Here is a 24124-nt window from a genome sequence, read left to right as displayed (position 1 = left end):
GAGCTCGGTGCCTTCATCACCGGGCCGCAGGGAAAGTCGAGCGGGGTACGTCGATTCTGGCACAGGGCTCCACCCCCGGCCCGCAGCGCGTCAGCCCGCGCGCGCCGCCCGCTTCTCCTCCTGATAGACCCGGATCGCCTCGTAGCGCTCCGCCGATCGCGCCCGCCTCTTCGCCGCCTGCTCCTCGCGGTTCTTGGGCGGTGCCGAGGTCACGAGATCGTCGAGCAGCCGCCGCGTGGCCACGGCGATCTCGGCCACCGCGCGATCGAACACCTCGCGGTTCGCGCGCGAGGGCGCCGTCGTCCCGGAGATCTTGCGGACGAACTGGAGCGCGGCCTCCTGGCACTCCTCATCCGTGGCTGCGGGCTCGAGGTTGTTCAGAGGCACGATGTTTCGGCACATACCGGCACCGTACGCGCGGCGCGCGGGGCCCGGAAGAGGGATGGCATGCCCGTCCCTCCGTCGCTACGCTCTGGGCTACGACCGGAACCGAGGAGAGATCATGACCGACGCACCGTCGCCCGACGCCCCGCCGCCCTACAACCCGCCGCCGCCCGGCGGCGCGCCCTCGCCGTATCCCGCGGCCTCCGCTCCCCCGCCCGGCGCCCCCCACGCGCAGGACGTGCCGACCTCGCCGCCCGGGCGGGTGCTGTCGATCATCGGCCTCGTGCTGGCGTTCCTGCTGCCGCCGGTCGGCCTCATCCTCAGCATCATCGCCGCCGTGCAGCTCAGCAAGGCGAAGGCCCCCAAGGGCATCGCGATCGCCGGCATCATCGTCGGCGCCATCCTGACGATCTTCGCGATCATCGGGATCGTCCTGCTGGTGACCGTGCTGGCCGGCGTGATCGGAACGTGCGCCGAGCTCGGACCCGGGGTGTGGGACGTCGGCGGCGTCACCTACCGCTGCGGCTGACCGCACCGCGGACGACGAGGGGCCGGATGCAGCGCATCCGGCCCCTCGTGCGTCCCCCTTCCCGGGGGCCGCTGTCACTTCTTGTAGTTCGGCGCCTCGACGACGATCTGCACATCGTGCGGGTGCGACTCCTTGAGTCCCGCCGAGGTGATGCGCACGAACTTGCCGCGCTGCTTGAGCTCCTCGATGGTGCGCGCACCGACGTAGAACATCGACTGCCGCAGCCCGCCGACGAGCTGGTAGGCGACGGCGGAGAGCGGGCCGCGGTACGGGACCTGGCCCTCGATGCCCTCCGGGATCAGCTTGTCGTCACTGGGCACGTCGGCCTGGAAGTAGCGGTCCTTCGAGTACGAGGTCTGCTTGCCGCGCGTCTGCATGGCGCCGAGCGATCCCATCCCGCGGTACTGCTTGAACTGCTTGCCCGACTGGAAGACGATCTCGCCCGGCGACTCGTCCGTGCCGGCGAGCAGCGAGCCGAGCATCACGGCGTCGGCGCCGGCGACCAGGGCCTTCGCGATGTCGCCCGAGTACTGCAGGCCGCCGTCGGCGATCACCGGGACGCCGGCCGGACGCGCCGCGAGCGACGCCTCGTAGACGGCCGTCACCTGCGGCACGCCGACACCGGCGACCACGCGCGTCGTGCAGATCGAGCCGGGACCCACGCCCACCTTGACCGCGTCGACACCGGCGTCCACCAGCGCCTGCGCGCCCTCGCGGGTGGCGACGTTGCCGCCGATGACGTCGATGTGCGCGAACGACTCGTCGGCCTTGAGGCGCTTGACGAGGTCGATCACGCCCTGGGACTGCCCGTTGGCGGTGTCGACGACGAGCACGTCGACGCCGGCGTCGCGGAGGGCCTCGGCGCGCTCCCAGGCGTCGCCGAAGAAACCGATCGCCGCGCCCACCCGCAGGCGGCCCTGGTCGTCCTTGGTGGCGAGCGGGTACTTCTCGCTCTTGTCGAAGTCCTTGATGGTGATGAGGCCGGCGAGCTTGCCGTCCTCGTCGATGAGGGGCAGCTTCTCGACGCGGTGCTTCGCGAACAGCGCGATGACCTCGCCTGCCGCGACGCCCACCGGGGCGGTGACGAGGTTCTCCCTCGTCATGACATCCTTCACGAACGTGCTCTGGCGCTCGAAGCCGGAGACGAAGCGCATGTCCCGGTTCGTGATGATGCCGACCAGACGACCCTCGTCGTCCACGACCGGGAGACCGGAGATCCGGTACTTGGCGCACAGCGCGTCGACCTCCTCCACGGTCGCGTCCTGCGTCGTGGTGATGGGGTCGGTGATCATGCCGGACTCGCTCCGCTTCACGCGGTCGACGTGCGCGGCCTGGTCGGCGATCGAGAGGTTGCGGTGCAGGATGCCGATGCCACCCTCCCGCGCCATGGCGATCGCCATGCGGGACTCGGTCACGGTGTCCATCGCGCTGGAGAGGAGCGGCGTCGCGACGGAGATCCGCCGCGTGATCCGGGACGACGTGTCGGCCTCGCTGGGGATGACGTCGGTGTGCCCGGGGAGCAGCAGCACGTCATCGTAGGTCAGTCCGACGAAGCCGAAGGGATCGTGCTGGTCCATGGAATCTCCTCCTGCGCGAGTGGCGCGGATCCGGGTGCGAATGGGGGGTCGACGTCGGCCGGTGCGCGGGCGTGACCCGTATGGAGATTCTAAGCGAGACACGCCCGAGAACATTCCCAGAGCCCTGTCGTTACCGGACCGTTGGCCCGGACGATAGGTGAATCGCCGATCGCCCATTACGCTCAAGTGCGTCGTCCATCCCCGCGGTTCGACCCGAGTCCGCGGAGACAGCACTCACAGTGGAGGTTGCGTGGGACCCACAGCACTCGCCGGACCGCGAAAGCGCCCTTGGGCCTTCGCCTTCTTCGGAATCCTGATGGCGCTCGCGGCATCGCTCCTCCTCCCTCCCTCAGCCGCATCCGCGGAGACGACGGACGACGGCCAGGAGGTCACCGACTTCTACTTCGCCGGCGTCGTCACCGACGGCGACGAGCCCGTCGAGGGCGTCGTGATGACGATCGAGGGCAACGGCTTCGACGCCGAGACCGAGACCGACGCCGAGGGCAAGTGGCGCCTGTACGTGCCGGAGAAGGAGACGTACACCCTGACGGTCGACGAGTCCACGCTTCCGGACGGCGTGATCGTCGACGCGACGCAGCTCCCCGAGGGGATCCAGCCCGTCTCGGGCACGACCGCCTCGTTCGAGCTGGAGTTCGGGCTCACGGGCACGAAGATCGTGAACTTCTTCCTGGGCGAGGGCGAGCGGGTCACCGTCTCCTTCCTCGACCAGCTCCTGTCGCGCATGGTGGGCGGTCTGAACTTCGGTCTGCTGCTGGGGCTCGCCTCGATGGGCGCCGCGCTGATCTACGGCACGACCCGGCTGTCGAACTTCGCGCACGGCGAGATGGTGAGCTGGGGCGCGGTGGTCACGCTCGTCGTCACCTCGTTCTGGCAGCTCCCGCTGTGGGCCGGCATCATCGCCGCGGTCATCGGCGGTGCGGCGCTCGGCTGGGCTCTGGACGCCGGCATCTGGAAGCCGCTGCGGCGCCGGGGTCTGGGCGTCGTCCAGCTCATGATCGTCAGCATCGGCCTCTCGCTGGCCCTCCGCTACGGTCTGCAGTACATCATCGGCGGCAACACCTATCAGCTGCCCGGTTCCAGCCCGGAGCCCATCCGTCTCGGGCCGATCTCCCTGTCGTACATCGACCTGATCGGCATGGCGACCAGCATCATCGTGATCCTCGGCGTCGCATTCTTCCTCACCCGCACCCGCACCGGCAAGGCGACGAGGGCGATCTCCGACAACCCGCAGCTCGCCGCCGCCTCCGGCATCGACGTGGACAAGGTCATCCGCATCGTCTGGATCCTCGCCGGCACCCTGGCCGCGATCTCCGGGATCCTCTGGGCGTACTTCCGCCCCGGCGTGAAGTGGGACATGGGTATGCAGATGCTGCTGCTGATGTTCTGCGCCATCACGCTCGGCGGGCTCGGCTCGGCGATCGGTGCCCTGATCGGCTCGATCATCGTCGGCCTCGCGGTCGAGGTGTCCACGCTCCTCGGGGTGCCGACCGACCTCAAGTACGCCAGCGCCCTCGTCGCGCTGATCATCATCCTGCTCGTGCGACCGCAGGGCATCCTCGGACGCAAGGAAAGGTTGGGCTGACGCATGGACTTCGGAAGCATCTTCGGCAACACCGCCTCCTACCTGTTCAGCCCGACGACGATCGCCTACGCGCTCGCGGCCACCGGCCTCGCTGTGCACTTCGGCTACACGGGTCTGCTCAACTTCGGCATGGCGGCCTTCATGGCGATCGGCGGCTACGGCTACGCGATCTCGATCCTCACCTTCGGCTTCCCGTGGTGGCTGGGCGTGCTCGTCGGCATCACCGGCGGAGCGCTCTTCGCCCTGCTGCTGGGAATCCCGACGCTGCGTCTGCGCGCCGACTACCTCGCCATCGCGACCATCGCGGCCGCGGAGGTCGTGCGCCTGATGTTCGTCACGGAGCTGTTCAAGGACTGGACGAACTCCGCCGGCGGGCTCTCCGGCTACCACCAGAGCTTCCGCGACGCCAACCCGTTCCCTCCGGGGACGTACGGCTTCGGCCCGTGGACGTACAACGCGAACGACCTCTGGGTGCGGGTGTTCGGTCTGCTCACCCTCGCTCTGACGATCCTCGTGGTCTGGGCGCTCATGCGCAGCCCGTGGGGCCGCGTGCTCAAGGGCATCCGCGAGGACGAGGACGCCGTGCGGTCGCTCGGTAAGAACGTCTTCGCGTACAAGATGCAGGCGCTCGTGGTGGGTGGTGTGATCGGTGCGCTCGGCGGCATCGTCTTCGTCCTGCCCTCGGCGGTCATCCCCGGCAGCTACTCGACGTCGCTGACGTTCTTCCTGTGGACGATCCTGCTCCTCGGCGGTGCGGCGACGGTCTTCGGCCCGACGCTCGGCGCCGTGCTCTTCTGGGTGGTGTTCGCCTTCCTCGGCGCGCTCCTCCCGGCGATGGCCACGGCCGGCTACCTGCCCATGACGAGCGCACAGGCCGACGTGGTGCGCTACATCCTCATCGGCATCGTGCTGATGCTCATCGTCGTGTTCCGCCCGCAGGGCATCCTGGGGAACAAGAGGGAGATGACCTTTGTCAAGTGAGAACGACGCGGCCGTCACGCCCGCGAAGAGCGCTCCCCGCGCCAAGACCACCGGCCTCGCCGCGGGTCCCGCCGCCCCCGGAGTCAAGAAGGTCGACCCGATCCTCGTCGTGGACGCGGTGCAGCGGCGCTTCGGCGGACTGACCGCCGTCGACGTCGATCACCTCGAGATCCCGCGTGGCGCCATCACGGCACTCATCGGCCCCAACGGCGCCGGGAAGACCACACTGTTCAACCTCCTCTGCGGGTTCGACAAGCCCAACAGCGGTACCTGGTCGTACGACGGCAAGAGCCTCTCCGGCATCCCGTCGTTCAAGGTCGCCCGGATGGGTCAGGTGCGCACATTCCAGCTCACCAAGTCGCTGTCGCTGCTGACCGTGCTGGAGAACATGAAGCTCGGCGCGAAGGACCAGCGCGGCGAGGGCTTCTGGGCCGGGCTCTTCCCCTTCCTCTGGCGCGCGCAGGAGCAGGAGATCGAGCAGCGGGCCCACGAGCTCCTCGTGCGCTTCAAGCTCGACGCCAAGGAGCAGGACTTCGCCGCCTCCCTCTCCGGCGGTCAGCGCAAGCTCCTGGAGATGGCGCGGGCGCTCATGAGCGACCCGAACCTGGTGATGCTGGACGAGCCGATGGCCGGGGTGAACCCCGCTCTCACGCAGTCGCTCCTCGACCACATCCTCGACCTCAAGGACCTCGGGATGACGGTGCTCTTCGTGGAGCACGACATGCACATGGTGCGCCACATCGCCGACTGGGTCGTCGTGATGGCCGAGGGGCGCGTGGTGGCCGAGGGGCCTCCGGAGACCGTCATGGAGGACCCCGCGGTCGTGGACGCCTACTTGGGCGCTCATCAGGACGTGGACCTCGGCGCCGTCACCGGCCGCCTCCCGGTGATCTCGGACGCCGACGCGGAGCGCATCCGCGAGCAGATCGAGACGGAGGTCGAGGCCGAGGTCGAGGCCGAGGACGCCGCCGAGGAGGACAAGGCATGAGCACCGCGATCCCCGCCGAGGGCACCCCCGAGACCGGCGACGTCATCGTCGAGCTGAAGGACGTGCACGCCGGCTACCTGCCGGGAGTGAACATCCTCAACGGCGCGAACCTCGTCGCCCGCCAGGGCGAGCTCATCGGCATCATCGGCCCGAACGGCGCCGGGAAGTCGACGCTCCTCAAGGCGATCTTCGGCATGGTGAACGTCCGCGAGGGCGACATCACCGTCAAGGGCGAGAGCATCGTCGGCCTCAAGGCCGACAAGCTCGTGCGCCGCGGTGTCGCCTTCGTGCCGCAGACGAACAACGTGTTCCCGTCGCTCACCATCCAGGAGAACCTGGAGATGGGGCTCTACCAGAACCCGAAGATCTTCGCGGAGCGGCTCGAGTTCGTCAGCAGCATCTTCGCGGAGATCGGCAAGCGCCTGAAGCAGCGTGCGGGCTCGCTCTCCGGCGGCGAGCGCCAGATGGTCGCCATGTCCCGCGCGCTCATGATGGACCCGTCCGTGCTGCTGCTGGACGAGCCGTCCGCCGGCCTCTCCCCCGTGCGGCAGGACGACGCCTTCATCCGCGTCTCCGACATCAACAAGGCGGGCGTGACGACGATCATGGTCGAGCAGAACGCCCGTCGGTGCCTGCAGATCTGCGACCGCGGCTACGTGCTCGACCAGGGGAAGGACGCCTACGAGGGCACCGGTCGGGAGCTGCTGAACGATCCGAAGGTCATCGGCCTCTACCTCGGCACCCTCGGGACCGACGCCGCCTGAGACCCCGCGCCGCACGAGGAAGGCCCCGGATGCCGAAGCATCCGGGGCCTTCATCGTGCGGTGTTTACTTGATGCGCGAAGTGACGTTCTCGGCGTCGAACTCGTAGACGCCGATCGCGGCACCCTTCGGGTCGTTGTTCTCGTCGAACGTGATCTCGCCGGAGAGGCCGTCGTAGTCCGGCGTGCCGCCGTCGTTGATGATCGCGGCGCAGTCGGCGAAGTTGTCGCACTTCTCGCCGTCGCCGTCGCCGCCGGAGACGGTGATCATCTCCGCCGCGATGTCCGGGCCCTCGACCGAGCCGGCCTTCAGCGCCGCCAGAGCGATGAGGACCACGGCGTCGTACGCCTCGGCCGAGTAGGTCACGGCGTCGATCGGGTCGTTGCCCTCGGCCGTCCAGACCTCGTTCAGCTGGTCGAGGAAGTCCTGCGGCAGCTCGGCGCCGGCGCGGGTGCCCTTCGAGCCCTCGAGGCTGACCGGGATGTCGGCGCCCCAGTCCTTGAGGTTGCCGTCGACGAGGTACAGCGAGCCCGTGTCGACCCCGGCGTTGCCCAGCAGCGGCGCGATGGTGGCGAACTGGTCGTAGGAGACGACAGCGACGGCGTCCGGGTTCGCCGCGGCGATCTCCGAGACCTGCGCGTTGAACTGACCGTCACCCTGGTTGTACGACGCATCGGCGACGACCTCGCCGCCGGTGCTCTCGAACGTGGCCTTGATCGCCTCGAACAGGCCCGTGCCGTACGGGTCGTTCTGGTAGATGATGCCCAGCGTCTTGTGGCCGTCCTCGGCGATCTCGTTGCCGAGGACCTCGCCCTGGAGGTTGTCGCTCGGTGCGGTGCGGAAGTACAGCGGGTTGATGCCCGTGAAGTCCGGCGAGGTGTTGGACGGGGACACCGTGAGGATGTCCGCACCCGCGTTGCCGTCGAGGATGAGCTTGGTGACGCTGGAGGACGCCGCGCCGATCATGGCGGTGATGTCGCCGTTGCGCAGGTTGGTGATGGAGGTCTCGTAGGCCTTGTTGTCGAGGTCGCCCTCGTCGCCCGTGCTGAGGTCGATCGTGATGCCGGCGTCGGCCTCGTTGATCTGGTTGACGGCGAGCTGGACGCCGGCCTCCATCGGCGCGCCCAGGAACGCGAGCGTACCGGTGGCGGGCAGCAGCGAACCGAGCTTGAGCGTCAGGTCGGCGGCGGGCTTGTCGCCGCCCCCGTCCGACGGCTCCGCATCGGGCGTGCTGCTGCAGCCCGCGATGATGAGGGCGGAGGCGCTGACCAGCGCGATCCCGGCGAAGATCCTCGCGCTGCGCGAGCCCTTCAGTGCGTTCATGATGCTCCCTTGCGTAAACGAACGTGGATGATGACCACAGTCGGGTGCTCTAACACTAGGGCGTGCGCCCCGCGCGCAGGAGGGGCAAGTATCTCGGTGCGTTAACGATCCAGGGCCGCCGTTTCGGGGCGCGGGCAGGACCGATCAGAGCGCCGCGGCGCGGGTGGCACGACGGCCGCGACGCGCGGCGAGGAGCAGATCGACGACGAAGACCGCGATCGCGACCCACACCAGGAGGAACCCGATCCAGCGCTCCGGCGGCATCGGCTCGTGCAGCACGACGACCCCGATCACGAACTGCAGGACCGGGGTGAGGAACTGCAGCATCCCGATGATCGTGAGGTCGACGCGACGCGTGCCGGCCGCGAACAGCAGCAGGGGGACAGCCGTGGCCACCCCCGCGAAGGCGAGCAGCACGGCGTGCGGCCAGCCCGCGGTCCCCATCGTCAGGCCGACGGGCGTCGTCGCCACGATCACGAGCTGCACCACCGCGATGGGGATCAGCCAGAACGACTCGAGCGTCAACCCGCTGACCGCGTCGACGGCAGGGCCGATCTTCTTCTTGATGAGCCCGTACAGACCGAAGGAAGCGGTGAGGGTCAGGGCGATCCAGGGGACGTGGCCGTACGCCACGATGATGACGACGACCGCGACGGCCGCGATCCCGACCGCCGCCCACTGCAGACGGCGGAGGCGCTCCTTGAGGACGAAGACGCCGAGCAGCACGGTGGTGATCGGGTTGATGAAGTAGCCGAGCGCCGTCTCCACCACGTTCTCGCTCAACGTGCCGAGGACGAAGACCTGCCAGTTGACGTAGATGAGCAGGCCGGCGAGGGCCGTCCACCCGAGCAGTCGCGGACTCCGGACGATCGCGAGGAAGGCGGGCCATCCCCTCGTGACGGTGAGCAGCAGAAGACAGAAGACGAAGGAGAGCAGCACCCGCCAGGCGACCACCTCCCACGGCCCGGTGGGCTGCAGCAGGAGGAAGTAGAGCGGCAGCACGCCCCACAGGAGGTATGCGCTCCCGGCGTAGGCGACGCCCGCCGTCCGGGTGGCGCGGGTCGTCTCGGGGGTCACCGCACAACCCTATGCCCGCGAGGACGAGGGCCGCGCCGCTCCGGACGCGGAAGAGGGCCCGGATGCCGAAGCATCCGGGCCCTCTTCGGACCGGGTTCCCGTCCGCCGTGCAGAGGGAACCGAGTGTGCGATCAGCGGACGACGACCGCCAGGACGTCGCGAGCCGACAGGACGAGGAACTCGTCCGCGCCGAACTTCACCTCGGTGCCGCCGTACTTGCTGTAGAGCACGCGGTCGCCGACGGCGACGTCGAGCGGAACGCGGTTGCCGTTGTCGTCGATGCGGCCGGGGCCGACCGCCACGACCTCGCCCTCCTGGGGCTTCTCCTTGGCGGTGTCGGGGATGACCAGGCCACTCGCGGTGGTCTGCTCGGCCTCGACCTGCTTGATGACGATGCGGTCCTCGAGCGGCTTGATGGAAACCGACACGGTCTACCTCTTCTTTCTTGACGCTGACACGAAAGACTCGTTCGCACTCTCAACCCGAGAGTGCTAATGCCAGTGTAGGCGGTCGGCTGGCACTCATGCAATGCGAGTGCCAACCCGGGTCACACGTCACGCGGGTCCTAGGCTGGGAGGGTGGAGATGTCCGAGCTGCGCGCCCTGCTGACCCCCGCCGGCCTCGAGCTGCTCGACGCGCTCGGGCCGGTCACCTCCACCGCCGAGGCGGCCGCAGCCGTCTCCCGACTGCGTGCTGCGGGACACTCCCCCGCCCTCGTCTCCGCCGTCGTCGGGCAGGCGCACCTGCGCGCCAGGGCCGCGGCGAAGTTCGGCCCCTTCGCCGCCCGCATGCTCTTCACCCGCGCGGGCCTCGAGCAGGCCACCCGCCTCGGCGTGGCCGCCCGCCACGCCCAGCGGATCCGCCGAGCCGGCCTCACGAGCGTCGCGGACCTCGGCTGCGGGATCGGCGGCGACGCCCTCGCGTTCGCCGGCGCGGGACTGGCGGTCCATGCGGTGGACGCCGACGAGGTGACCGCGGCCCTCGCCGCCTACAACCTCGCCCCGTTCGGCGACGACGCCACGGTCCGGCACGCCACGGCGGAGGACGCGCTCGGAGAGCCGGTCCCCGGCCAGGCGATCTGGATGGATCCTGCCCGCCGCACCTCTGGACACAGCGAGACCCGGCGCGTCTCCGCTGACGACTACTCGCCGTCCCTCGACTGGGCGTTCGCCGTCGCCGCGCAGCGCCCCACGGGGATCAAACTCGGCCCCGCCCACGACCGCGACGCCCTGCCCGCGGACGCGGAGACGCAGTGGGTCAGTGCCGACGGCAGCGTCGTGGAGCTCGTCGTCTGGTCCAGGGAGCTGGCCAGGGAAGGGGTCCGGCGCTCGGCCCTGGTGATCCGCGGCGAGCGCTCGCACGAGCTCACCGGCCCGGCCGATGCCGAGGACGCTCCGGTCCGACCGCTCGGGGCCTTCCTCCACGAGCCGGACGGCGCCGTCATCCGGGCGCGCCTCATCGGCGACGTCGCCCGCAGCCTCGATGCGGGGATGCTCGACCCGCGCATCGCCTACCTCACCTCCGATGCCGCACTGACGAGCCCGTTCGTGCAGTCCTTCCGCGTCAGGGAGACGCTGCCGATCACGCCGAAGACGATCAACGCGGCCCTGAAGACGCACGGCATCGGCCGCATCGAGATCAAGAAGCGCGGGGTCGACGTCGACCCCGCGGCCTTCCGGCGCAAGCTGACCCTGCGCGGCGACGCCGAGGCGACCCTGATCCTCGCCCGCTTCGGCGATCAGCGTCGCGCGATCCTCGCCGACCGGGTGCCCGCCACGGACTGAGAGCGATCAGTCGTCCGGGTCACGGCCAGGGATGTCGACGCGGATCGGATCCCCCGGCGGCCCGGTGGTCACGAGATACGACTCGCCCGTCGCCTCGTCGACCACGGCCGGGCCCGAGGTCACCGTGAGGTAGGGCATCTGCCAGCGGGTGAAGGCCACCTCGACCACGGATGCCGACAGCAGCTCTCCCGTCTCCTGATCCACGTCGAGGAGCTGCACGCGCAGCCCGGACTGGAGCGCCTCGTCGAGGGTGGCGCACTGCCGCGAACCGTCGGCGTCGACGATCAGGCAGCGCTGGGCCGGGCCGGTCGCCGTACGGCGGTCGCCCAGCCACACCGGCTGCTCGCGGAACGAGCCGAGGAGGGTGAGGTTGAGGTCATAACCGTCGCGGATGAGTTCCTTCACCCTCGGGCGCTGCTCCTCCCCGAACTGGGCGAAGAGCGTGGAGCTTCCGCCCCACCGCTGGATGCTCACCATCGGCTCGTCCGCGGTGGAGAACAGCATCACCGCCGTCACGCTGTCGGTGGTGAACGAGTCCTCGTCGCCACCGGCATCGGAGGCCGCCACGGGGAGGGCGGCGTACAGGCCCGGTCCCAGCTCCTCCTCCGCTGCCAGACAGGTGGATTGGGAGTCCTCGCCCACGTCGAGGATCAGGCACCGGGTGGCCCCGTCATCCTGCGTGGCGAACCAGGCGAGCGCGCCCTCCGCCTCCGCCACCGGACGCACGGAGCCGGGGTCGTAGTCCTCCCCGGCGAGTTCGATCCGTCGCTGCTCCTGCGTCTCGGTCAAGGGGAACGCCTCCGACCGCGGGGCGAACAGCGCCCACCCCGCCCCGACGCCGATCGCCAGGAGGGTCGCTGCCGCCACGAGCATCGGCACGATTCCGCGCGCCCGCATCGGCGCGCCCGTCTCGACGGGTGCGGGTGGTGCTCCGGCCGCGGCGAGCGGAGATGCGTCGGAAGCCGGCGGCGGATCGGACTCCCGCCCCTCGTCTTCCGCCACCGGGAGCGCCTCGGAGGCTGTCGTCGGCCGTTCCTCCGCCGGAAGCTCCTGCCGTCGATGCTCCTCCTGGAGCTCGCGCAGGCGTCGGGCACCGGCGGCGTCGAGTCCGCCGTCGCGGCCATAGGCCGCGCGCTCCAGTGCTCGGCGCTCCTCCGCCGCAGCGGAGCCCTGCCGGTCAGTCTCCTCCCGCACCGACGTCGCCCCCCTCTCGGATGATCACGAACGACCCGAAACCGGCGGTCGGCAGCTCGTAGGTCGTCATTCCGCCGGTCTCCGCGTCGGTCACCTGCAACCGCAGCCGACCGTCGTGCTCCTGCAGCGTCTCCGTCGTCTCACAGGCCCGCGGCGCGTCGGCCGTCGCCCCGTCGTAGATGAGGCACTGCCGACCCGTCTCCCCTTCGGAGGCCGTCCAGATCGGGACGTCGCGGTCGTACCCGGCGACCCAGATCGAGTTCGGGTCGAAGCCGTCATCGGCCAGGCGCTCGGCGGTCCGTGTCTCCGCCTCGTTCGCATAGGTGGGGCCGCCCTCGCCGGAGCCGTACTCCGAGACGTCGACGCTCACCGCCGGTTCACCGTCGGGTGTGAGGAGCAGATGGGCCATGACCTGGCGCGTGTACTCGTCGTCGCGCTGGGTCGTCACCTCGCCCCAGAGGCCGTCCTCCTGCACCGCTTCCCGCTGATTGCAGCTCGGCGTCGTGCTCTCCCCTGCGCCCAGGACCAGGCAGATGCTCGCACCCCCGTTCTGCGTCGCCACCCAGATGACCGCGTCGTCCTCCGTCGCGAGCGCGCGCACCGAGCCCGGGTCGAATCGTCCGGACGCGACGAGATCGGACTGCCATCCCTGCTGCTCGGCGCTGAGGGCGACCGCTGTGCCGCCGCTCCGGCCGAACGCCAGCCATCCCACGCCGACCCCGAGGAGGAGCACGACGACCGCGCCGAGCGCGAGCATGCCGAGGGAACGGCGCCGCCGCCTCTGAGCCGGAACGTCGCTCTGAGCGGTGACGACGTCCGCGGACTCCTCGTCCGGCTCCACGGGCGCGTCGTCTCCGGCCGACGGCTCGTCGTCGTCCTCTGCAGCGGCGAAGGAGCCGAGGGACGGCGACGGTCCCGGCGACGGGCGTCGCCGGGCGGCGTCGAGCTGTCGCAGGCGCGCGGCCTCCGCGTCCGTGAGGCCTCCGCCCGGGCCGAAAGCCTTGCGCTGCAGGGCCCTGCGCTCCTCGACGTCGTCGTCGTCCGTCATGGCCAGCCCGCCTAGCCGAGTCTCTCGAACTGCATCCCCGCCCAGACCAGCCATCCCAGGCTGTACACGGTCGCGCACAGGCCGAGCACGAGGGCCCAGCGCGCGATCGCCCGGTTCTCCACGGGGCGCCGGAGGGACATGATGGCGGCGATCACCGCGACGATCGCGACCGGGATGCCCCACCCAACGAAGAACGACGCGCCGAGGGCGACGATCGCCGCCAGCAGCGCCCACGGGGCCAGGCGGGTGTCGTCGACGACGGCGGGCTCGACCGCCGGCTCCCAGCCCTCGTCCTCTCCGTGGTCGAGGTCGGGCCCGCTCACCACGACCGGCTCGATGCCGACCGGACCGGTCGGCAGCTTCGTGTAGCCCTCGCGCGGCGCTCCGGGAAGGCGCGCCGTCCCTGCCGGGCGTTCGACCTGCCCGCTCGCGCGCTCGACCCGCGCACGGGGCGTGGCCCCGTCCGACTCCGGCTCCTGCGCGAGCCCGGTCACGCCGGCACCGCCTCCGCGACCTGGATCTCGGTGACCGGCAGGGTCGAGTCGGCGCCGAAGCCGAGGGTCGATGCGGGGCGCCCGGACGCGATGAGCTCAGCGGCCAGCGCCGCGATCATGGCGCCGTTGTCCGTGCAGAGCGACAGCGGAGGGATGCGCACGGTGACGCCGGCCTCGGCGGCCCTGGCGAGGGCGACGTCGCGGAGACGACGGTTCGCGATCACACCGCCGCCCAGGAGCAGCCGCGGCACTCCGAGGTCGGCGCACGCGTTGAGCGCCTTGGTGACCAGGACGTCGACGACGGCCTCCCGGAAACTGGCGGCGACGTCGGCGATCGGGAGGTCCCGGGCGTCGGCACCCGCCTCGGCGTTCTCGGCCTCGAAGCGCTCGATCCTGCGGGCGACCGCGGTCTTCAGCCCGGAGAACGAGAAGTCGTAGCGATGCTTCGCGAGGTCGGAGGCGCGCGACAGCCCGCGCGGGAAGCGGATGGCGTCCGAGTTTCCGCCCACCGCGGCCCTGTCGATCTCGGGGCCGCCGGGGTAGGGCAGGGACAGCAGTCGGGCGACCTTGTCGAAAGCCTCGCCCGCGGCGTCGTCCACGGTCTCGCCGAGCAGCTCCACGTCGGTCGTGAGGTCGCGCACGTGGAGCAGGGAGGTGTGGCCGCCGGAGACCAGCAGCGCGATCGTCGGATACTCCAGCGGCGCCGAGTCCGGCGTCAGGATGTCGGCCGCGATGTGACCGACGAGGTGATTGACCGCATACAGCGGCTTGTCCAGGGCGACCGCGAGTCCCTTCGCCGCCCCCACACCGACCATGAGCGCTCCCGCGAGGCCCGGACCGCTGGTCACGGCCACCGCATCGAGGTCGGCGAGACGGACGCCGGCCTCGGCGAGCGCGGCGTCGATGGTCGGCTGGAGGGCCTCGAGATGCGCGCGGGCGGCGACCTCCGGCACGACGCCGCCGTACCGGGCGTGCTCGTCCATGCTGGAGGCGATCGTGTTGGACAGCAGCGTACGACCGCGCACGATGCCGATGCCGGTCTCGTCGCAGCTCGTCTCGATGCCGAGCACCAGGGGCTCACTCATGCGGTCGCCTCCTCCGGCGTGTCGGCGGGCGCCGGGTGGCGGCGCAGATCCAGACGCATCACGATCGCGTCCACGTCATCCGGCTGATAGTAGCGGGGGCGCCTGCCGATCTCCTCGAAGCCCTCCGCGCGATACAGTCCTTCGGCCGGAGGGTTGTCGGCGCGCACCTCGAGGAACACCTCATGCGCCCCACGGTCGGCGGCCGCCTGCAGCAGCGCACGCAGCAGCGCGCGCCCGCGGCCCTGACCCCGGACCTCGGCGAGGAGGGCGATGGTCTGGATGTCGGCGTCCGCACCGCCCTGGAGCGCCCGGACGCCGCCGTAGCCGACGATCGCCCCGTCCCCCTCGTCGACGAGGTAGCGACCGTGCGGGCTCGCCAGCTCGCTCGCCATGGTCTCCCGGCTCCACGCATCGGTCGGGAACGAGCGCTGCTCGATGGCCATGATCGCGTCGAGATCGTCCGGCCGCGCATCCCGGAGGGTCATGCGCCCACCTTCTTCGGGGCGCCGGGCAGGGACACATCCGGGTGCCGCAGGTAGAGCGGCTCGTCCCCCGCGAGGACCCGCCCGGCGGCGAGTGCGCGCGCTCCCACCCTGGCGAGGTCGGCCGCGGACAGCGTCGTCACGTCGACCCGGCGGAGACCGGCGAGATGATCGTCGGCGTCGGCGGCCCGCACGAGCACCGTGTTGGCGATCGTGCGCGGGATCCCGTCCTCGTCCTGTCCGTCGAACACGGTGACGGCGACCTCGCGGCGGCGGGCGTCGGTGACGACGGCGAACGGCCCGGTCACCGTGGACTGGATCGTCAGCGCGGCCGCCGTATGGCTCGGCACCGGCACCAGCGGGACGCCGCGCCCGAGGGCGAACGCCCTGGCGGTCGCGATGCCGATGCGCAGCCCGGTGAACGGACCGGGGCCCATGCCGGCGACGACGTGAGTGATGCCGTCGGCTCCCCCCTCCCGGAGCACGTCGTGGACCAGGTCGCCGATCACCTCGGCGTGGCCCAGCGGATCGGCGGTACCGGCCTCGGCACGAGACGTCCCATCCGGGTCGATGAGGGCGACGGCGGTGCCAAGGGACGTGTCGACGGCGAGGATCACGTCTCCAGGGTAGTCGTCACCCCGCCCGTCACGCCCGGCGCCCCGGCACCCGCGCGGGTCAGCCCAGCGGCGCCCGCACGGGGTAGTCCTGGCCTTCGAGGATGACCTGGGTCGCCGCTCCCGTCGCCCGGTTCACGACGACCGGCGCCAGCAGGTTGACGCTGACCCCGTCGGCGCCCGGGTGGGCCACCACGAGCACGAAGGCGTCGTCCGCCGAAGCGAGAGCGAGGTCGGCCACCTGGGCGTCCGTGAGGGTCGGCGCGTACTCCGCCAGGACCGTGTTCGGGTCGACGAGGTAGAGCCGCAGGGCGTCGTCCTCGACCGCCCGCATCGCGAAGAGCCCGTCCGCACCATCGACGGGTGCGAGGGCGAAGTCCACGTGCGGAGCCAGCCCGGGCGGTGGGGCCGTGAAGGTGAGCACGGCGGTCATCGCAGGAAGTCCATCAGCGTCGGCTGCAGCACGCGCGCGTTGACGGCGAGCGCCGAGCGGTAGACGAGCTCCTGCGCCTGCAGGCGGATGAGCACCTCGACCGAGTCGACATCCTCGACCGCGGCGCGGCGGGACTCGAGGGACACGGAATTCTGCACTGCCGCCTCCTTGGCGCGTTCGATCTGAGCCTGTCTGGTGCCGACCGCGCCCTGCACGCCCAGCATCGCCGTGCGGCGGTCGTCGATCTCCCCGAGTCGAGGCCCCACGTTGGTGCCGGAGCGGAGATCGGCGACGATGCGGTCGACGAGGGCGAACACCGAGTCGTCTCCGGTGCCGAACACCGCCGCACCGTCCGTGTCGACGCGGACGGCCGCCGCATCGGACACGCGGCGGGTGACCTCGGAGCCGGCGACACCGCTGTAGGAGTAGTCGGACCCGAAGGCCGCGGTGTCCGACGTGCCGGCGAAGACGGACCGGCCGAGCAGCCGGGTGTTTGCCTGCGCGAGCAGCTCGTCGCGGATGCCCTCCAGTTCCACCGCGAGGGCCTCCTTCGCCGTGGCGTCCAGCGCCCCGTCGTTGGCCCCTTGCGCGGTGAGGTCCCGCACCCGCGAGAGCAGGGACGTGCTGGAGGTGATCGCCGTATCGGCGGCAGTCACCCAGGCCAGACCGTCGTCGATGTTGCGCGCGTACTGCTCGGTGCGCCGCTGCTCGGCGTGCAGGGCGAGGGCGGCCGCCGCCGCTGCCGGGTCGTCTGAGGGGGCGGCGAACGCCTTCTGCGACGTGGCCTGCTCCTGCAGACGGGCGAGTTCGGAGAGGTTCGACTGCAGCTGGCGCATCGCCGTCTGCGTCATCGTGGTCTGGGTCACGCGAGAGATCATGGAGCTTCTCCGATCAGCGTCCGACGACGCCCGTGCGGTTGATGAGGACGTCGAGGGCCTCGTCGACGGCGGTGAGCACGCGGGCCGCCGCCTGGTAGGCGGTCTGATACGTGAGGAGGCTGATCGTCTCCTCGTCGCCGTCCACGGCCGCGACGGACTGCTGCGCACCGACGGCGCCGACAGCCGCCGCATCCGACACCTTCGCGCGCTGCACGTCGGCCGCGGTGGCGACGCCGAAGCGGGTCACCTGATCGGTCCACAGCGCGTCCGGAGAGGTCGCGCGCTGCCCGATCTGGGAGATGAGGTCGGCGTTGGTCGCGTCCTTGGCTCCGGCCCCGGGGGCGGCGAGGGCGAGGTCGGCCGCCGTGGTGACGGCCACCTGCATCCCGAGCGCGGCGGAGCCGGTGGCCGGGAGGGTGAAGAAGTCGCCGCCCGGCTGTCCGGACGCCGTGACACCGGCGCGGTGCTGGGCGTTGAGCGACTCCGCGAGCGCCGTGGCGACGCGGTCGTAGGTCGCGGCGAGCTGCGCCAGCATCCCGCCGTCCGCGGCTGGGGCGAGCACCGCGAGGGAGCCGCCCAGCTCTCCCCCGTCGACGACGAGGGGAAGATCCGGCACCGACTCCCAGGCGACCCCGACGCGCGGAGCGCCGTCGATCGTCGCCGAGCCGGTCAGCGCGATGTGACGGGCGTCGCCGCCGGAGACCAGGGCGTTGCCGCCGAGGCGGACCGTGAGCGTGCCGTCCGTCTCCACGGTGGCCGTCGCGCCGGCGAGCCGGGCCACGTCCTCCGCGAGCAGGTTGCGGCGGTCGGTGAGCTCGTTGGCCGATCGCCCCGAGGCCAGCGCCTCCCGGATCTCGCTGTTCAGCACCGCGATCTGGTCGGCGGCGGCGTTGACCTGGCTGACGGTGCGCTCGGCGGTCCCGCGGGCGGCCGTCCACTGCGCGGCGACCGTGCGGTAGCCGCCGGAGATATGGGCGGCGAGCTCCTTCGCCGACTCCAGGATGCTCGCGGCCGCCGCACCCGAATCCGGGGTGTTGGCGAGGTCCTGCCAGCCCGCCCAGAAGCTCGTCAGCCGGTTGGCGAGGCCCTTGTCGGTCGGCTCCGCGAGGGCCGACTCGGCAGTCGTCGCTGCCAGCGCGCGGGTGGCCCAGTAGCCGGAAGCGCCGAGGGTGTCGCGGACCCGGGCGTCGAGCAGCGCGTCACCGAGGCGGGACACCCCGTCGATCGAGACGCCGTGTCCGGGGAGGGCACCCATGCTGAAGCGGCCCGTCTGCGCGACGGCCGCGATCGAGGAGGTCTCGACGCGCTGCCGCGTGTACCCCTCGGTCTTCTGGTTGGCGATGTTCTGCCCGACCACGTCCATGCCCCGCCGTGCGGCGGCGAGGCCGCTGGCGGCGGTGGTCAGTCCACTGAAGGTCGACATGAATCCCTCTCGGTCACATCTCGGTGTCGATGATGCGGGCGGCGTCCTCGCGGGCGCGGTCGCCGCGGGTGGTGTATTCGCCGCTCTCCTGGCCGAGAGCGGCGATGGTCTCCTGCGTGGCGCGGAGCACTCCGCTGAGCTGCTCCGCGGCGGCATCGCGCATCTGCTCGACCTCCGCTGTCAGCTTCACCAGCGCACGCATGTGGTCGGTGAAGACATCGCCCCAGGCTCCGTCCGGAGCGTGCTCGATGAGCTGACCGATCGTCGCGTCCTGAGGAGCCCCCCACTCCTCGGCGACACCGGCGACCTCGACGGCCCTGGCCAGGCTCGCCGCGCGGAGGCGGTCGAGCACCTGATCGATCTCCCTGGCCGCGAACTGGATCCAGTGCGACCGGCCGGCGGCGAGCAGCAGCTGCTGCTCGTCGAGCTTGAAAAGCAGCATCTCGAGCAGCTCGCGCTCGCGCCAGAGCTGCATCGATAGTTCGTTGGCTCCCATGATCCCCTTTGTCCCCAGCGATCCCCCGCCCCACGCGGGTGCGATCGGCCCGCCTGTTAACGGTTCATAAATCTCTATCGGCCGCCGCGCCCCTAAGGTTACTATGTGCATTGGCGGCGGTTAGTGCTCCCCATGGACATATCTCGGACCTTGTGATATGGCCATCTATCCCTCGCCATGAGCTTCCGGAGTGCATCCAGAGAGGTGGATCATCCCCCATGTCGTCGCGCGCTGAGCGCAACCGCCTCGTCGAGGCCAACCTCCCCCTGGTCGGCTACCTCGCTGCAGACACCCATGCTCGGGCTACCCATATCCCCCGCGAAGAGCTCGCCGCCGTCGGCGCGCTCGCCCTCGTGACCGCCGCCGACGCGTACGACCCCGCGCTCGGCGTCCCCTTCGGCGCCTACGCCCGTCGACGCATCCTCGGCGCGTTCGCCGACGAGATGCGCGCCATGGACTGGGCGTCCCGCGGCATCCGCAAGCGCATCAAGGAGACGGTCGCCGTCCGCGAGACCCTCACCGCCGCGTTCGGCCGCACGGCGACCGCCACCGAGATCGCCACCGCCATGGGCTCCCCCAAGGAGGTGGTCGTCGAGGCCCTCGCGGACGCCGCACGCACCGTCGCCCCGCTGGACGACCCCGCCACGCGCGATCTCGTCGCCGACATCCCGCTGCCGGAGGAGTCGGCGATGGTCGGCGAACGGCGTGAGGTGCTCGAACACGCCATCGGCGCCCTCCCCGAGCGCATGCGGCGCATCATCGTGGCCGTCTACATCGAGGAGCGGCCCGTGAAGGAGATCGCCGAGGAGCTGGGCGTGACCCACTCGGCCGTCTCGCAGCAGCGGTCGGAGGCCGTGCGCCTGCTCCGCGACGCCCTCGACCGGTACTTCGCCGAGGGCGGCACCGAGACCACGACCACCACCCGCGTCTCGCCTGCCGCACGCGACGCGTATTTCGGCCGCATCGCCGAAGCCGCCGGCGTCCGGATCGGCGACGTCTTCCGCGCCGCCGCCCCCGCCTAACGCGTCCGCATCCTCCGCCGATAGGTCAGGGCAGGAGACCACGGATGGTCTCCCGTACAACACATCACGGAGGAAACCCTCATGGGTATGCAGATCAACACCAACGTGGGCGCGCTCAACGCCTACCGCAACCTGTCCAACACGCAGAACGACCTGTCGAAGTCGCTCGAGAAGCTCTCGAGCGGTCTGCGCATCAACCGCGCAGCGGACGACGCCGCCGGCCTCGCGATCTCCGAGGGCCTGCGTTCGCAGGTCAACGGCCTGAACGTCGCGGCTCGCAACGCCCAGGACGGCATCTCGGTCATCCAGACCGCAGAAGGCGCCCTGACCGAGGTGCACTCCATCCTGCAGCGCGTGCGCGACCTGACCAACCAGGGCGCGAACGACTCGAACAACGCGAAGTCGCGCGAGGCCATCCAGACCGAGATCTCCGCCCTGGGCGACGAGCTCACCCGGATCGCGTCGAGCACGAACTTCAACGGCATCAAGCTGCTCTCGGGCGGCGCGACGCTGACGTTCCAGGTGGGTGCGGGCGCGGTCGCCGTCGAGGACCAGATCTCGGTGGGCCTGACCAACTTCGCCACGCTCGGCGCCGACATCAAGACGCTCGCGGCCGGCATGACGGACGCGGCGACGTACGGCGCGGCTCTGGCGGGCATCGACACGCAGATCCAGGCGGTCTCGACCGCACGTGCCGGCTACGGTGCGCTGCAGAACCGCTTCGAGTCGACCATCAACAGCCTCAACGTGTCGGCCGAGAACCTCGCCGCCGCCGAGAGCCGCATCCGCGACACCGACATGGCGTCCGAGATGGTCAAGTTCACGTCCGCGAACATCCTGTCGCAGGCGGGAACGGCCATGCTGGCCCAGGCCAACCAGGCCAACCAGGGCGTGCTCCAGCTGCTGCGCTGACCCGCGCCGCCGCACGGAATCACTCCGGGGGTCCGGGTGACGGCTTCGGCCGTCGCCCGGGCCCCGCCGCACACAGAAGGGAAGCCGCATGTCGCTCTCGCTCGACGGCCTCGTGTCGGGGCTGAAGACCACCGAGGTCATCAAGGCGCTGATGGACGTGCACGCCATCCCCCGCACGCTGCTCAAGGCCAAGATCGACGACAAGAACGTCGTCATGACACAGCTGCGCACCCTGAATACCGCCGTGCAGAACCTCGCCGCCGCCGCCGAGAAGGCCGCAGCGCCTGGCGGTCTCGACCGCTTCACCGGCACCTCGTCGTCGGAATCGGTGAAGGTCGCCCTGCGCACCGGCGCCGCGCCCGTGTCGACCGACATCGTCGTCGACCGCGTCGCCCAGGCGCACACCGTCGTCTCCGCCGCCGCTTCCCGCTGGCCCGCGGACCCGCCCGTGCTGACCCTCGAGGACGCCACGGGGAAGCGCGTGCAGGTGCAGGCCGACTCCACCTCGATGCAGGACATAGCCCAGGCCATCAACGACGCAGACACGGGCGTCCTCGCCATCGCCGTCCCCGCCGGAAAGGATGCCGACGGCACCCCCGTCTACCGCCTGCAGCTCCGGGCCGAGGAGCCCGGCGAGGCGGGACGCTTCCGCGTCTACGCGGGAGACCTCGCCGCCGTCACCGCAGGCACCGCCACGGACGTGTCCACGGAGCCCGGGGCCGCCGTCATCGCCACGGGCACGGACGCGCAGCTGCGCCTCTGGGCCGGCACCGCGGCCGAACAGGTCATCACCTCGTCCGGCAACACCTTCACCGATCTCTTCGAGGGCGTCGACGTCACGGTCTCCACCGTCTCGACGAGCCCCGTCACCGTGACCGTCGCCGTCGACAGCGAGGCCAGGGCCAAGGCCTCCGGCGAGTTCATCGCGCTCCTCACCGACATCTTCACCCGCATCGACAACGGCTCGAAGGCCACGGTCGCCGCGGGACAGGGCGAGAAGACGACGCTCGGCGTCTTCACCGGCGACAGCACCATCCGCGGCCTGCGGACCGCCCTCGCCGACGCCATCCAGCACCCGGTGGACGGGGTCTCCCCCTCCACGGTCGGCATCTCGACCGACATGTACGGCAAGCTCACCTTCGACGAGGAGAAGTTCTCCGAGGCGCTGGCGAAGGACCCCGCGGCCGTCGGCGCTCTCTTCTCCGCGGTCGCGGCGCGTGTGGAGCAGACGGCGACGTCCTACTCGGACAAGTACGACGGGCTGCTCACCTCGCGGATCACGGGCCAGGAGAGCGAGGTCAAGAGCCTCGGCGAGCAGATGGAGCGCTGGGACGTGCGCCTCGCGCAGCGCAAGGCCTCGCTGGAGCGCACCTACGCCCGCCTCGAGGTGATGCTGTCGCAGATGCAGTCGCAGTCCTCCTACCTCGCCTCGCAGATCAACTCGCTGCCGAGCAGCCGTTCCGGGTCGGACTCGTGAGCATGAACGCCGCCCTGCGCGCCCAGCAGCGGTACCGCGAGGACGCCATCCTGTCCGCCCCGCCGGAGCGCCTGGTCACGATGCTCTACGACCGGCTCCTGCTCGACATCGAGCGCGCGGAGACGGCGCAGCGGGCGGCCGACTGGGCCGAGGCCAACACCCAGCTCCAGCACGCGCAGGCGATCGTGGCCGAGCTGTCGTCCTCCCTCACCGACGGATGGAGCGGCAGCGCCGGACTGCGCTCGCTGTACGTGTTCCTGTCGCAGACGCTGATCGGCGCCAACATCGGCCGCGACCCGGAGCGCACCCATGCCTGCCGCGAGCTCGTCGTGCCGCTGCGCGACGCCTGGCACACCGCCGCCCTGGCCGTCGCGGAGGGCCGCGCATGACGGACGAGGACTGGGCCGCGCTGCTCGACCGGCTCGAGGCGGACGCCGACCGGATCCTCACCGCGCCGGCCGGAGCCGTCGAGGTGCATGACATCATCCCCTGGGCGCCGCCGTCCTCGCCGCTCCCGCCGCACCTCGCCGACCGCGCCCGCGCCGTGATCGACCGGCAGCACGCCGCCATGGAACGCGCCCGGTCGGAGCTCGACGGGCTGCGACAGCACCTCGGCGCCGTCCGGCGGGTTCCGGCACCCCGCCCGCCGGATGCTCCCGCCTACCTCGATGTGGACGGGTGAGCGACCCTCCTAACGAAACCGCACGGACGGCCGACAGTCTCCCGAGAGCACGGATGGCTCGCAAGACTCGGCCAGGGAACGGCCACTTCGCCCACACACGGGGAGCCGGTTCGTGTTCGACTCTGTGACCATCACCGCACTGACGAGTGCGCTGAACGGCCTCTCGCTGCGCCAGCGAGCCATCGCCGACAACATCGCCAACATCAACACCCCCGACTACCACGCCAAGCGTGTGCAGTTCGAGGCGGCACTCGCCGACTCGATCGCCGCCGGCGACGGGGACGTGTCCGCCACGGTCGGGACCTCGCTCGAGCCGACGCGCTTGAACGGCAACAACGTGAACCTCGACACCGAGACCCTCTCCAGCATCGACACCATGTTGCGCTACCAGTTCGCCACGCAGGCCGTGAACGGGTCGTTCTCCTCGATGCGCACCGCGATGAGGACGTCATGACCTTCGACGCCATCGGGATCGCCGGCACGGGGCTGACCGTGCACCGGAAGTGGCTCGACGCCATCAGCGACAACATCGCCAACATCAACACGGCGACACCCACCGACGGCGCGGCGTTCCGGGCACGCTACATCCTGGCCCAGACCAGCGACCAGTCCCCCGGCGTCTACGTCGCCGGGACCGTCCAGGGCGATGCGGAGGGCCGGCTCGTGCACCAGCCCGACCACCCGCTTGCCGACGCCGACGGCTACGTGCGCTACCCCGACATCGACCTGGGAGACCAGATGAGCCAGCTGATCCTCGCGCAGCGCGGATACCAGGCGAGCGCGGCGATCGTGGACCGCGCCCGCAACTCGTACGAGGCGGCGCTGCAGATCGGACGGAACGCGTGAGCGCCGTGGCCGGCATCGAGGCCGTCGCCT

The 24124-nt window shown here is 70.8% G+C and carries 28 protein-coding genes; 13 read left to right on the top strand and 15 right to left on the bottom strand.

All coding sequences use genetic code 11. From position 1 onward, the window contains the following. Positions 1-90: 90 nt before the first annotated feature. Positions 91-402, bottom strand: coding sequence for a DUF2277 domain-containing protein (locus RI211_RS04520; protein ID WP_259954242.1), 312 nt, complete (start codon positions 400-402; stop codon positions 91-93). Positions 403-502: 100 nt separating this feature from the next. On the opposite strand from RI211_RS04520, the gene RI211_RS04515 reads away from it, so the two are divergent. Then, positions 503-913, top strand: coding sequence for a hypothetical protein (locus RI211_RS04515; RefSeq protein ID WP_315637391.1), 411 nt, complete (start codon positions 503-505; stop codon positions 911-913). Between the two features lie 74 nt (positions 914-987). Here RI211_RS04515 and guaB read toward each other — a convergent pair whose 3' ends face one another. Then, on the bottom strand, positions 988-2490 hold the full coding sequence (gene guaB / locus RI211_RS04510; protein WP_025103734.1) for an IMP dehydrogenase: 1503 nt from the start codon (positions 2488-2490) through the stop codon (positions 988-990). A gap of 316 nt (positions 2491-2806) precedes the next feature. Here guaB and RI211_RS04505 point away from each other — a divergent pair, with 316 nt between their 5' ends. From RI211_RS04505 to RI211_RS04490, 4 genes are read left to right on the top strand one after another with little or no spacing between them, the layout of a single operon-like run. Further along, entirely contained in the window at positions 2807-4093 is a 1287-nt protein-coding gene (locus RI211_RS04505) for a branched-chain amino acid ABC transporter permease (protein WP_187663427.1), read from the top strand. Positions 4094-4096: 3 nt separating this feature from the next. Continuing rightward, positions 4097-5074: a branched-chain amino acid ABC transporter permease gene (locus RI211_RS04500; RefSeq protein ID WP_025103732.1), complete on the top strand. Its 978-nt coding sequence runs from the start codon at positions 4097-4099 to the stop codon at positions 5072-5074. After that, positions 5064-6062 carry an ABC transporter ATP-binding protein gene (locus RI211_RS04495; RefSeq protein WP_187663426.1) on the top strand — a complete coding sequence of 333 codons (999 nt, stop codon included), beginning with the start codon at positions 5064-5066 and terminating at the stop codon, positions 6060-6062. Before RI211_RS04500 ends, RI211_RS04495 begins: the two co-directional genes overlap by 11 nt. Then, a complete protein-coding gene (locus RI211_RS04490) occupies positions 6059-6826 on the top strand; it encodes an ABC transporter ATP-binding protein (RefSeq protein ID WP_187663425.1) in 768 nt (255 codons plus the stop codon). The genes RI211_RS04495 and RI211_RS04490 overlap by 4 nt, the downstream gene beginning before the upstream one ends. Before the next feature lie 64 nt (positions 6827-6890). Here the strand turns inward: RI211_RS04490 and RI211_RS04485 are convergent, their stop codons facing one another. The 3 genes from RI211_RS04485 to groES all read right to left on the bottom strand — a co-directional run bounded on the left by RI211_RS04485 (position 6891) and on the right by groES (position 9652). Beyond that, positions 6891-8147, bottom strand: a complete 1257-nt coding sequence (locus RI211_RS04485; RefSeq protein ID WP_187663424.1) for an ABC transporter substrate-binding protein — start codon at positions 8145-8147, stop codon at positions 6891-6893. 144 nt (positions 8148-8291) lie between these two features. Further along, a complete protein-coding gene (rarD, locus tag RI211_RS04480; protein WP_315637390.1) occupies positions 8292-9224 on the bottom strand; it encodes an EamA family transporter RarD in 933 nt (310 codons plus the stop codon). Positions 9225-9355: 131 nt separating this feature from the next. Then, positions 9356-9652, bottom strand: coding sequence for a co-chaperone GroES (groES, locus tag RI211_RS04475; protein ID WP_017203655.1), 297 nt, complete (start codon positions 9650-9652; stop codon positions 9356-9358). A gap of 150 nt (positions 9653-9802) precedes the next feature. Here groES and RI211_RS04470 point away from each other — a divergent pair, with 150 nt between their 5' ends. Beyond that, positions 9803-11008, top strand: coding sequence for a THUMP-like domain-containing protein (locus RI211_RS04470; protein WP_315637389.1), 1206 nt, complete (start codon positions 9803-9805; stop codon positions 11006-11008). A 6-nt stretch (positions 11009-11014) separates the two neighbouring features. On the opposite strand, the gene RI211_RS04465 is transcribed toward RI211_RS04470, so the two are convergent. From RI211_RS04465 to flgN, 10 genes are read right to left on the bottom strand one after another with little or no spacing between them, the layout of a single operon-like run. Then, positions 11015-12202, bottom strand: a complete 1188-nt coding sequence (locus tag RI211_RS04465; protein ID WP_315637388.1) for a hypothetical protein — start codon at positions 12200-12202, stop codon at positions 11015-11017. Further along, the gene (locus tag RI211_RS04460; protein ID WP_315637387.1) at positions 12186-13250 is read right to left on the bottom strand and encodes a hypothetical protein; all 1065 of its coding nucleotides are present in this window, start codon (positions 13248-13250) and stop codon (positions 12186-12188) included. Before RI211_RS04460 ends, RI211_RS04465 begins: the two co-directional genes overlap by 17 nt. An 11-nt stretch (positions 13251-13261) precedes the next feature. Beyond that, a complete protein-coding gene (locus tag RI211_RS04455; protein WP_187663419.1) occupies positions 13262-13744 on the bottom strand; it encodes a hypothetical protein in 483 nt (160 codons plus the stop codon). Beyond that, positions 13741-14829, bottom strand: a complete 1089-nt coding sequence (gene tsaD / locus RI211_RS04450; RefSeq protein WP_315637386.1) for a tRNA (adenosine(37)-N6)-threonylcarbamoyltransferase complex transferase subunit TsaD — start codon at positions 14827-14829, stop codon at positions 13741-13743. Before tsaD ends, RI211_RS04455 begins: the two co-directional genes overlap by 4 nt. Continuing rightward, positions 14826-15314 carry a ribosomal protein S18-alanine N-acetyltransferase gene (gene rimI, locus RI211_RS04445; RefSeq protein WP_315637385.1) on the bottom strand — a complete coding sequence of 163 codons (489 nt, stop codon included), beginning with the start codon at positions 15312-15314 and terminating at the stop codon, positions 14826-14828. Before rimI ends, tsaD begins: the two co-directional genes overlap by 4 nt. After that, positions 15311-15928, bottom strand: coding sequence for a tRNA (adenosine(37)-N6)-threonylcarbamoyltransferase complex dimerization subunit type 1 TsaB (gene tsaB / locus RI211_RS04440; protein WP_315637384.1), 618 nt, complete (start codon positions 15926-15928; stop codon positions 15311-15313). Before tsaB ends, rimI begins: the two co-directional genes overlap by 4 nt. A 58-nt stretch (positions 15929-15986) precedes the next feature. Continuing rightward, positions 15987-16358 carry a flagellar assembly protein FliW gene (locus tag RI211_RS04435; protein WP_315637383.1) on the bottom strand — a complete coding sequence of 124 codons (372 nt, stop codon included), beginning with the start codon at positions 16356-16358 and terminating at the stop codon, positions 15987-15989. Next, on the bottom strand, positions 16355-17236 hold the full coding sequence (gene flgL, locus RI211_RS04430; protein WP_268777196.1) for a flagellar hook-associated protein FlgL: 882 nt from the start codon (positions 17234-17236) through the stop codon (positions 16355-16357). The genes RI211_RS04435 and flgL overlap by 4 nt, the downstream gene beginning before the upstream one ends. 13 nt (positions 17237-17249) lie before the next feature. Next, positions 17250-18659, bottom strand: a complete 1410-nt coding sequence (gene flgK / locus RI211_RS04425; RefSeq protein ID WP_315637382.1) for a flagellar hook-associated protein FlgK — start codon at positions 18657-18659, stop codon at positions 17250-17252. A 13-nt stretch (positions 18660-18672) separates the two neighbouring features. Further along, positions 18673-19155, bottom strand: coding sequence for a flagellar export chaperone FlgN (flgN, locus tag RI211_RS04420; RefSeq protein WP_025104341.1), 483 nt, complete (start codon positions 19153-19155; stop codon positions 18673-18675). 218 nt (positions 19156-19373) lie between these two features. Between flgN and RI211_RS04415 the strand changes: the two genes are divergently transcribed. The 7 genes from RI211_RS04415 to RI211_RS04385 all read left to right on the top strand — a co-directional run bounded on the left by RI211_RS04415 (position 19374) and on the right by RI211_RS04385 (position 24094). After that, entirely contained in the window at positions 19374-20177 is an 804-nt protein-coding gene (locus RI211_RS04415; RefSeq protein WP_268777198.1) for a sigma-70 family RNA polymerase sigma factor, read from the top strand. Between the two features lie 81 nt (positions 20178-20258). Further along, on the top strand, positions 20259-21089 hold the full coding sequence (locus RI211_RS04410; protein WP_315637381.1) for a flagellin N-terminal helical domain-containing protein: 831 nt from the start codon (positions 20259-20261) through the stop codon (positions 21087-21089). 88 nt (positions 21090-21177) lie between these two features. Further along, complete coding sequence (fliD, locus tag RI211_RS04405) at positions 21178-22566, top strand: flagellar filament capping protein FliD (protein ID WP_315637380.1); 1389 nt, start codon at positions 21178-21180, stop codon at positions 22564-22566. A 2-nt stretch (positions 22567-22568) separates the two neighbouring features. Beyond that, positions 22569-22955, top strand: coding sequence for a flagellar export chaperone FliS (gene fliS / locus RI211_RS04400; protein ID WP_187664103.1), 387 nt, complete (start codon positions 22569-22571; stop codon positions 22953-22955). Continuing rightward, positions 22952-23248, top strand: a complete 297-nt coding sequence (locus RI211_RS04395) for a hypothetical protein (protein ID WP_315637379.1) — start codon at positions 22952-22954, stop codon at positions 23246-23248. The genes fliS and RI211_RS04395 overlap by 4 nt, the downstream gene beginning before the upstream one ends. 112 nt (positions 23249-23360) lie before the next feature. Next, positions 23361-23702 carry a flagellar basal body rod protein FlgB gene (flgB, locus tag RI211_RS04390; protein ID WP_025104347.1) on the top strand — a complete coding sequence of 114 codons (342 nt, stop codon included), beginning with the start codon at positions 23361-23363 and terminating at the stop codon, positions 23700-23702. Next, on the top strand, positions 23699-24094 hold the full coding sequence (locus tag RI211_RS04385; RefSeq protein WP_071327494.1) for a flagellar basal body rod protein FlgC: 396 nt from the start codon (positions 23699-23701) through the stop codon (positions 24092-24094). The genes flgB and RI211_RS04385 overlap by 4 nt, the downstream gene beginning before the upstream one ends. Positions 24095-24124: the final 30 nt, after the last annotated feature.

This window comes from Microbacterium meiriae (genome assembly GCF_032364335.1).
GTDB lineage: Bacteria > Actinomycetota > Actinomycetes > Actinomycetales > Microbacteriaceae > Microbacterium > Microbacterium meiriae.
This window is presented reverse-complemented; position numbering and strand designations above follow the sequence as displayed.

Coding starts and splice junctions, on each gene's coding strand:
- flgN (WP_025104341.1), bottom strand. CDS start 19,155: ATGGGAGCCAACGAACTATCGATGCAGCTCTGGCGCGAGCGCGAGCTG.
- fliS (WP_187664103.1), top strand. CDS start 22,569: ATGAACGCCGCCCTGCGCGCCCAGCAGCGGTACCGCGAGGACGCCATC.
- flgK (WP_315637382.1), bottom strand. CDS start 18,659: ATGTCGACCTTCAGTGGACTGACCACCGCCGCCAGCGGCCTCGCCGCC.
- guaB (WP_025103734.1), bottom strand. CDS start 2,490: ATGGACCAGCACGATCCCTTCGGCTTCGTCGGACTGACCTACGATGAC.
- RI211_RS04520 (WP_259954242.1), bottom strand. CDS start 402: ATGTGCCGAAACATCGTGCCTCTGAACAACCTCGAGCCCGCAGCCACG.
- RI211_RS04415 (WP_268777198.1), top strand. CDS start 19,374: ATGTCGTCGCGCGCTGAGCGCAACCGCCTCGTCGAGGCCAACCTCCCC.
- tsaD (WP_315637386.1), bottom strand. CDS start 14,829: ATGAGTGAGCCCCTGGTGCTCGGCATCGAGACGAGCTGCGACGAGACC.
- rimI (WP_315637385.1), bottom strand. CDS start 15,314: ATGACCCTCCGGGATGCGCGGCCGGACGATCTCGACGCGATCATGGCC.
- RI211_RS04395 (WP_315637379.1), top strand. CDS start 22,952: ATGACGGACGAGGACTGGGCCGCGCTGCTCGACCGGCTCGAGGCGGAC.
- RI211_RS04500 (WP_025103732.1), top strand. CDS start 4,097: ATGGACTTCGGAAGCATCTTCGGCAACACCGCCTCCTACCTGTTCAGC.
- RI211_RS04485 (WP_187663424.1), bottom strand. CDS start 8,147: ATGAACGCACTGAAGGGCTCGCGCAGCGCGAGGATCTTCGCCGGGATC.
- RI211_RS04460 (WP_315637387.1), bottom strand. CDS start 13,250: ATGACGGACGACGACGACGTCGAGGAGCGCAGGGCCCTGCAGCGCAAG.
- RI211_RS04410 (WP_315637381.1), top strand. CDS start 20,259: ATGGGTATGCAGATCAACACCAACGTGGGCGCGCTCAACGCCTACCGC.
- RI211_RS04385 (WP_071327494.1), top strand. CDS start 23,699: ATGACCTTCGACGCCATCGGGATCGCCGGCACGGGGCTGACCGTGCAC.
- RI211_RS04505 (WP_187663427.1), top strand. CDS start 2,807: ATGGCGCTCGCGGCATCGCTCCTCCTCCCTCCCTCAGCCGCATCCGCG.
- fliD (WP_315637380.1), top strand. CDS start 21,178: ATGTCGCTCTCGCTCGACGGCCTCGTGTCGGGGCTGAAGACCACCGAG.
- RI211_RS04435 (WP_315637383.1), bottom strand. CDS start 16,358: ATGACCGCCGTGCTCACCTTCACGGCCCCACCGCCCGGGCTGGCTCCG.
- flgL (WP_268777196.1), bottom strand. CDS start 17,236: ATGATCTCTCGCGTGACCCAGACCACGATGACGCAGACGGCGATGCGC.
- RI211_RS04490 (WP_187663425.1), top strand. CDS start 6,059: ATGAGCACCGCGATCCCCGCCGAGGGCACCCCCGAGACCGGCGACGTC.
- RI211_RS04515 (WP_315637391.1), top strand. CDS start 503: ATGACCGACGCACCGTCGCCCGACGCCCCGCCGCCCTACAACCCGCCG.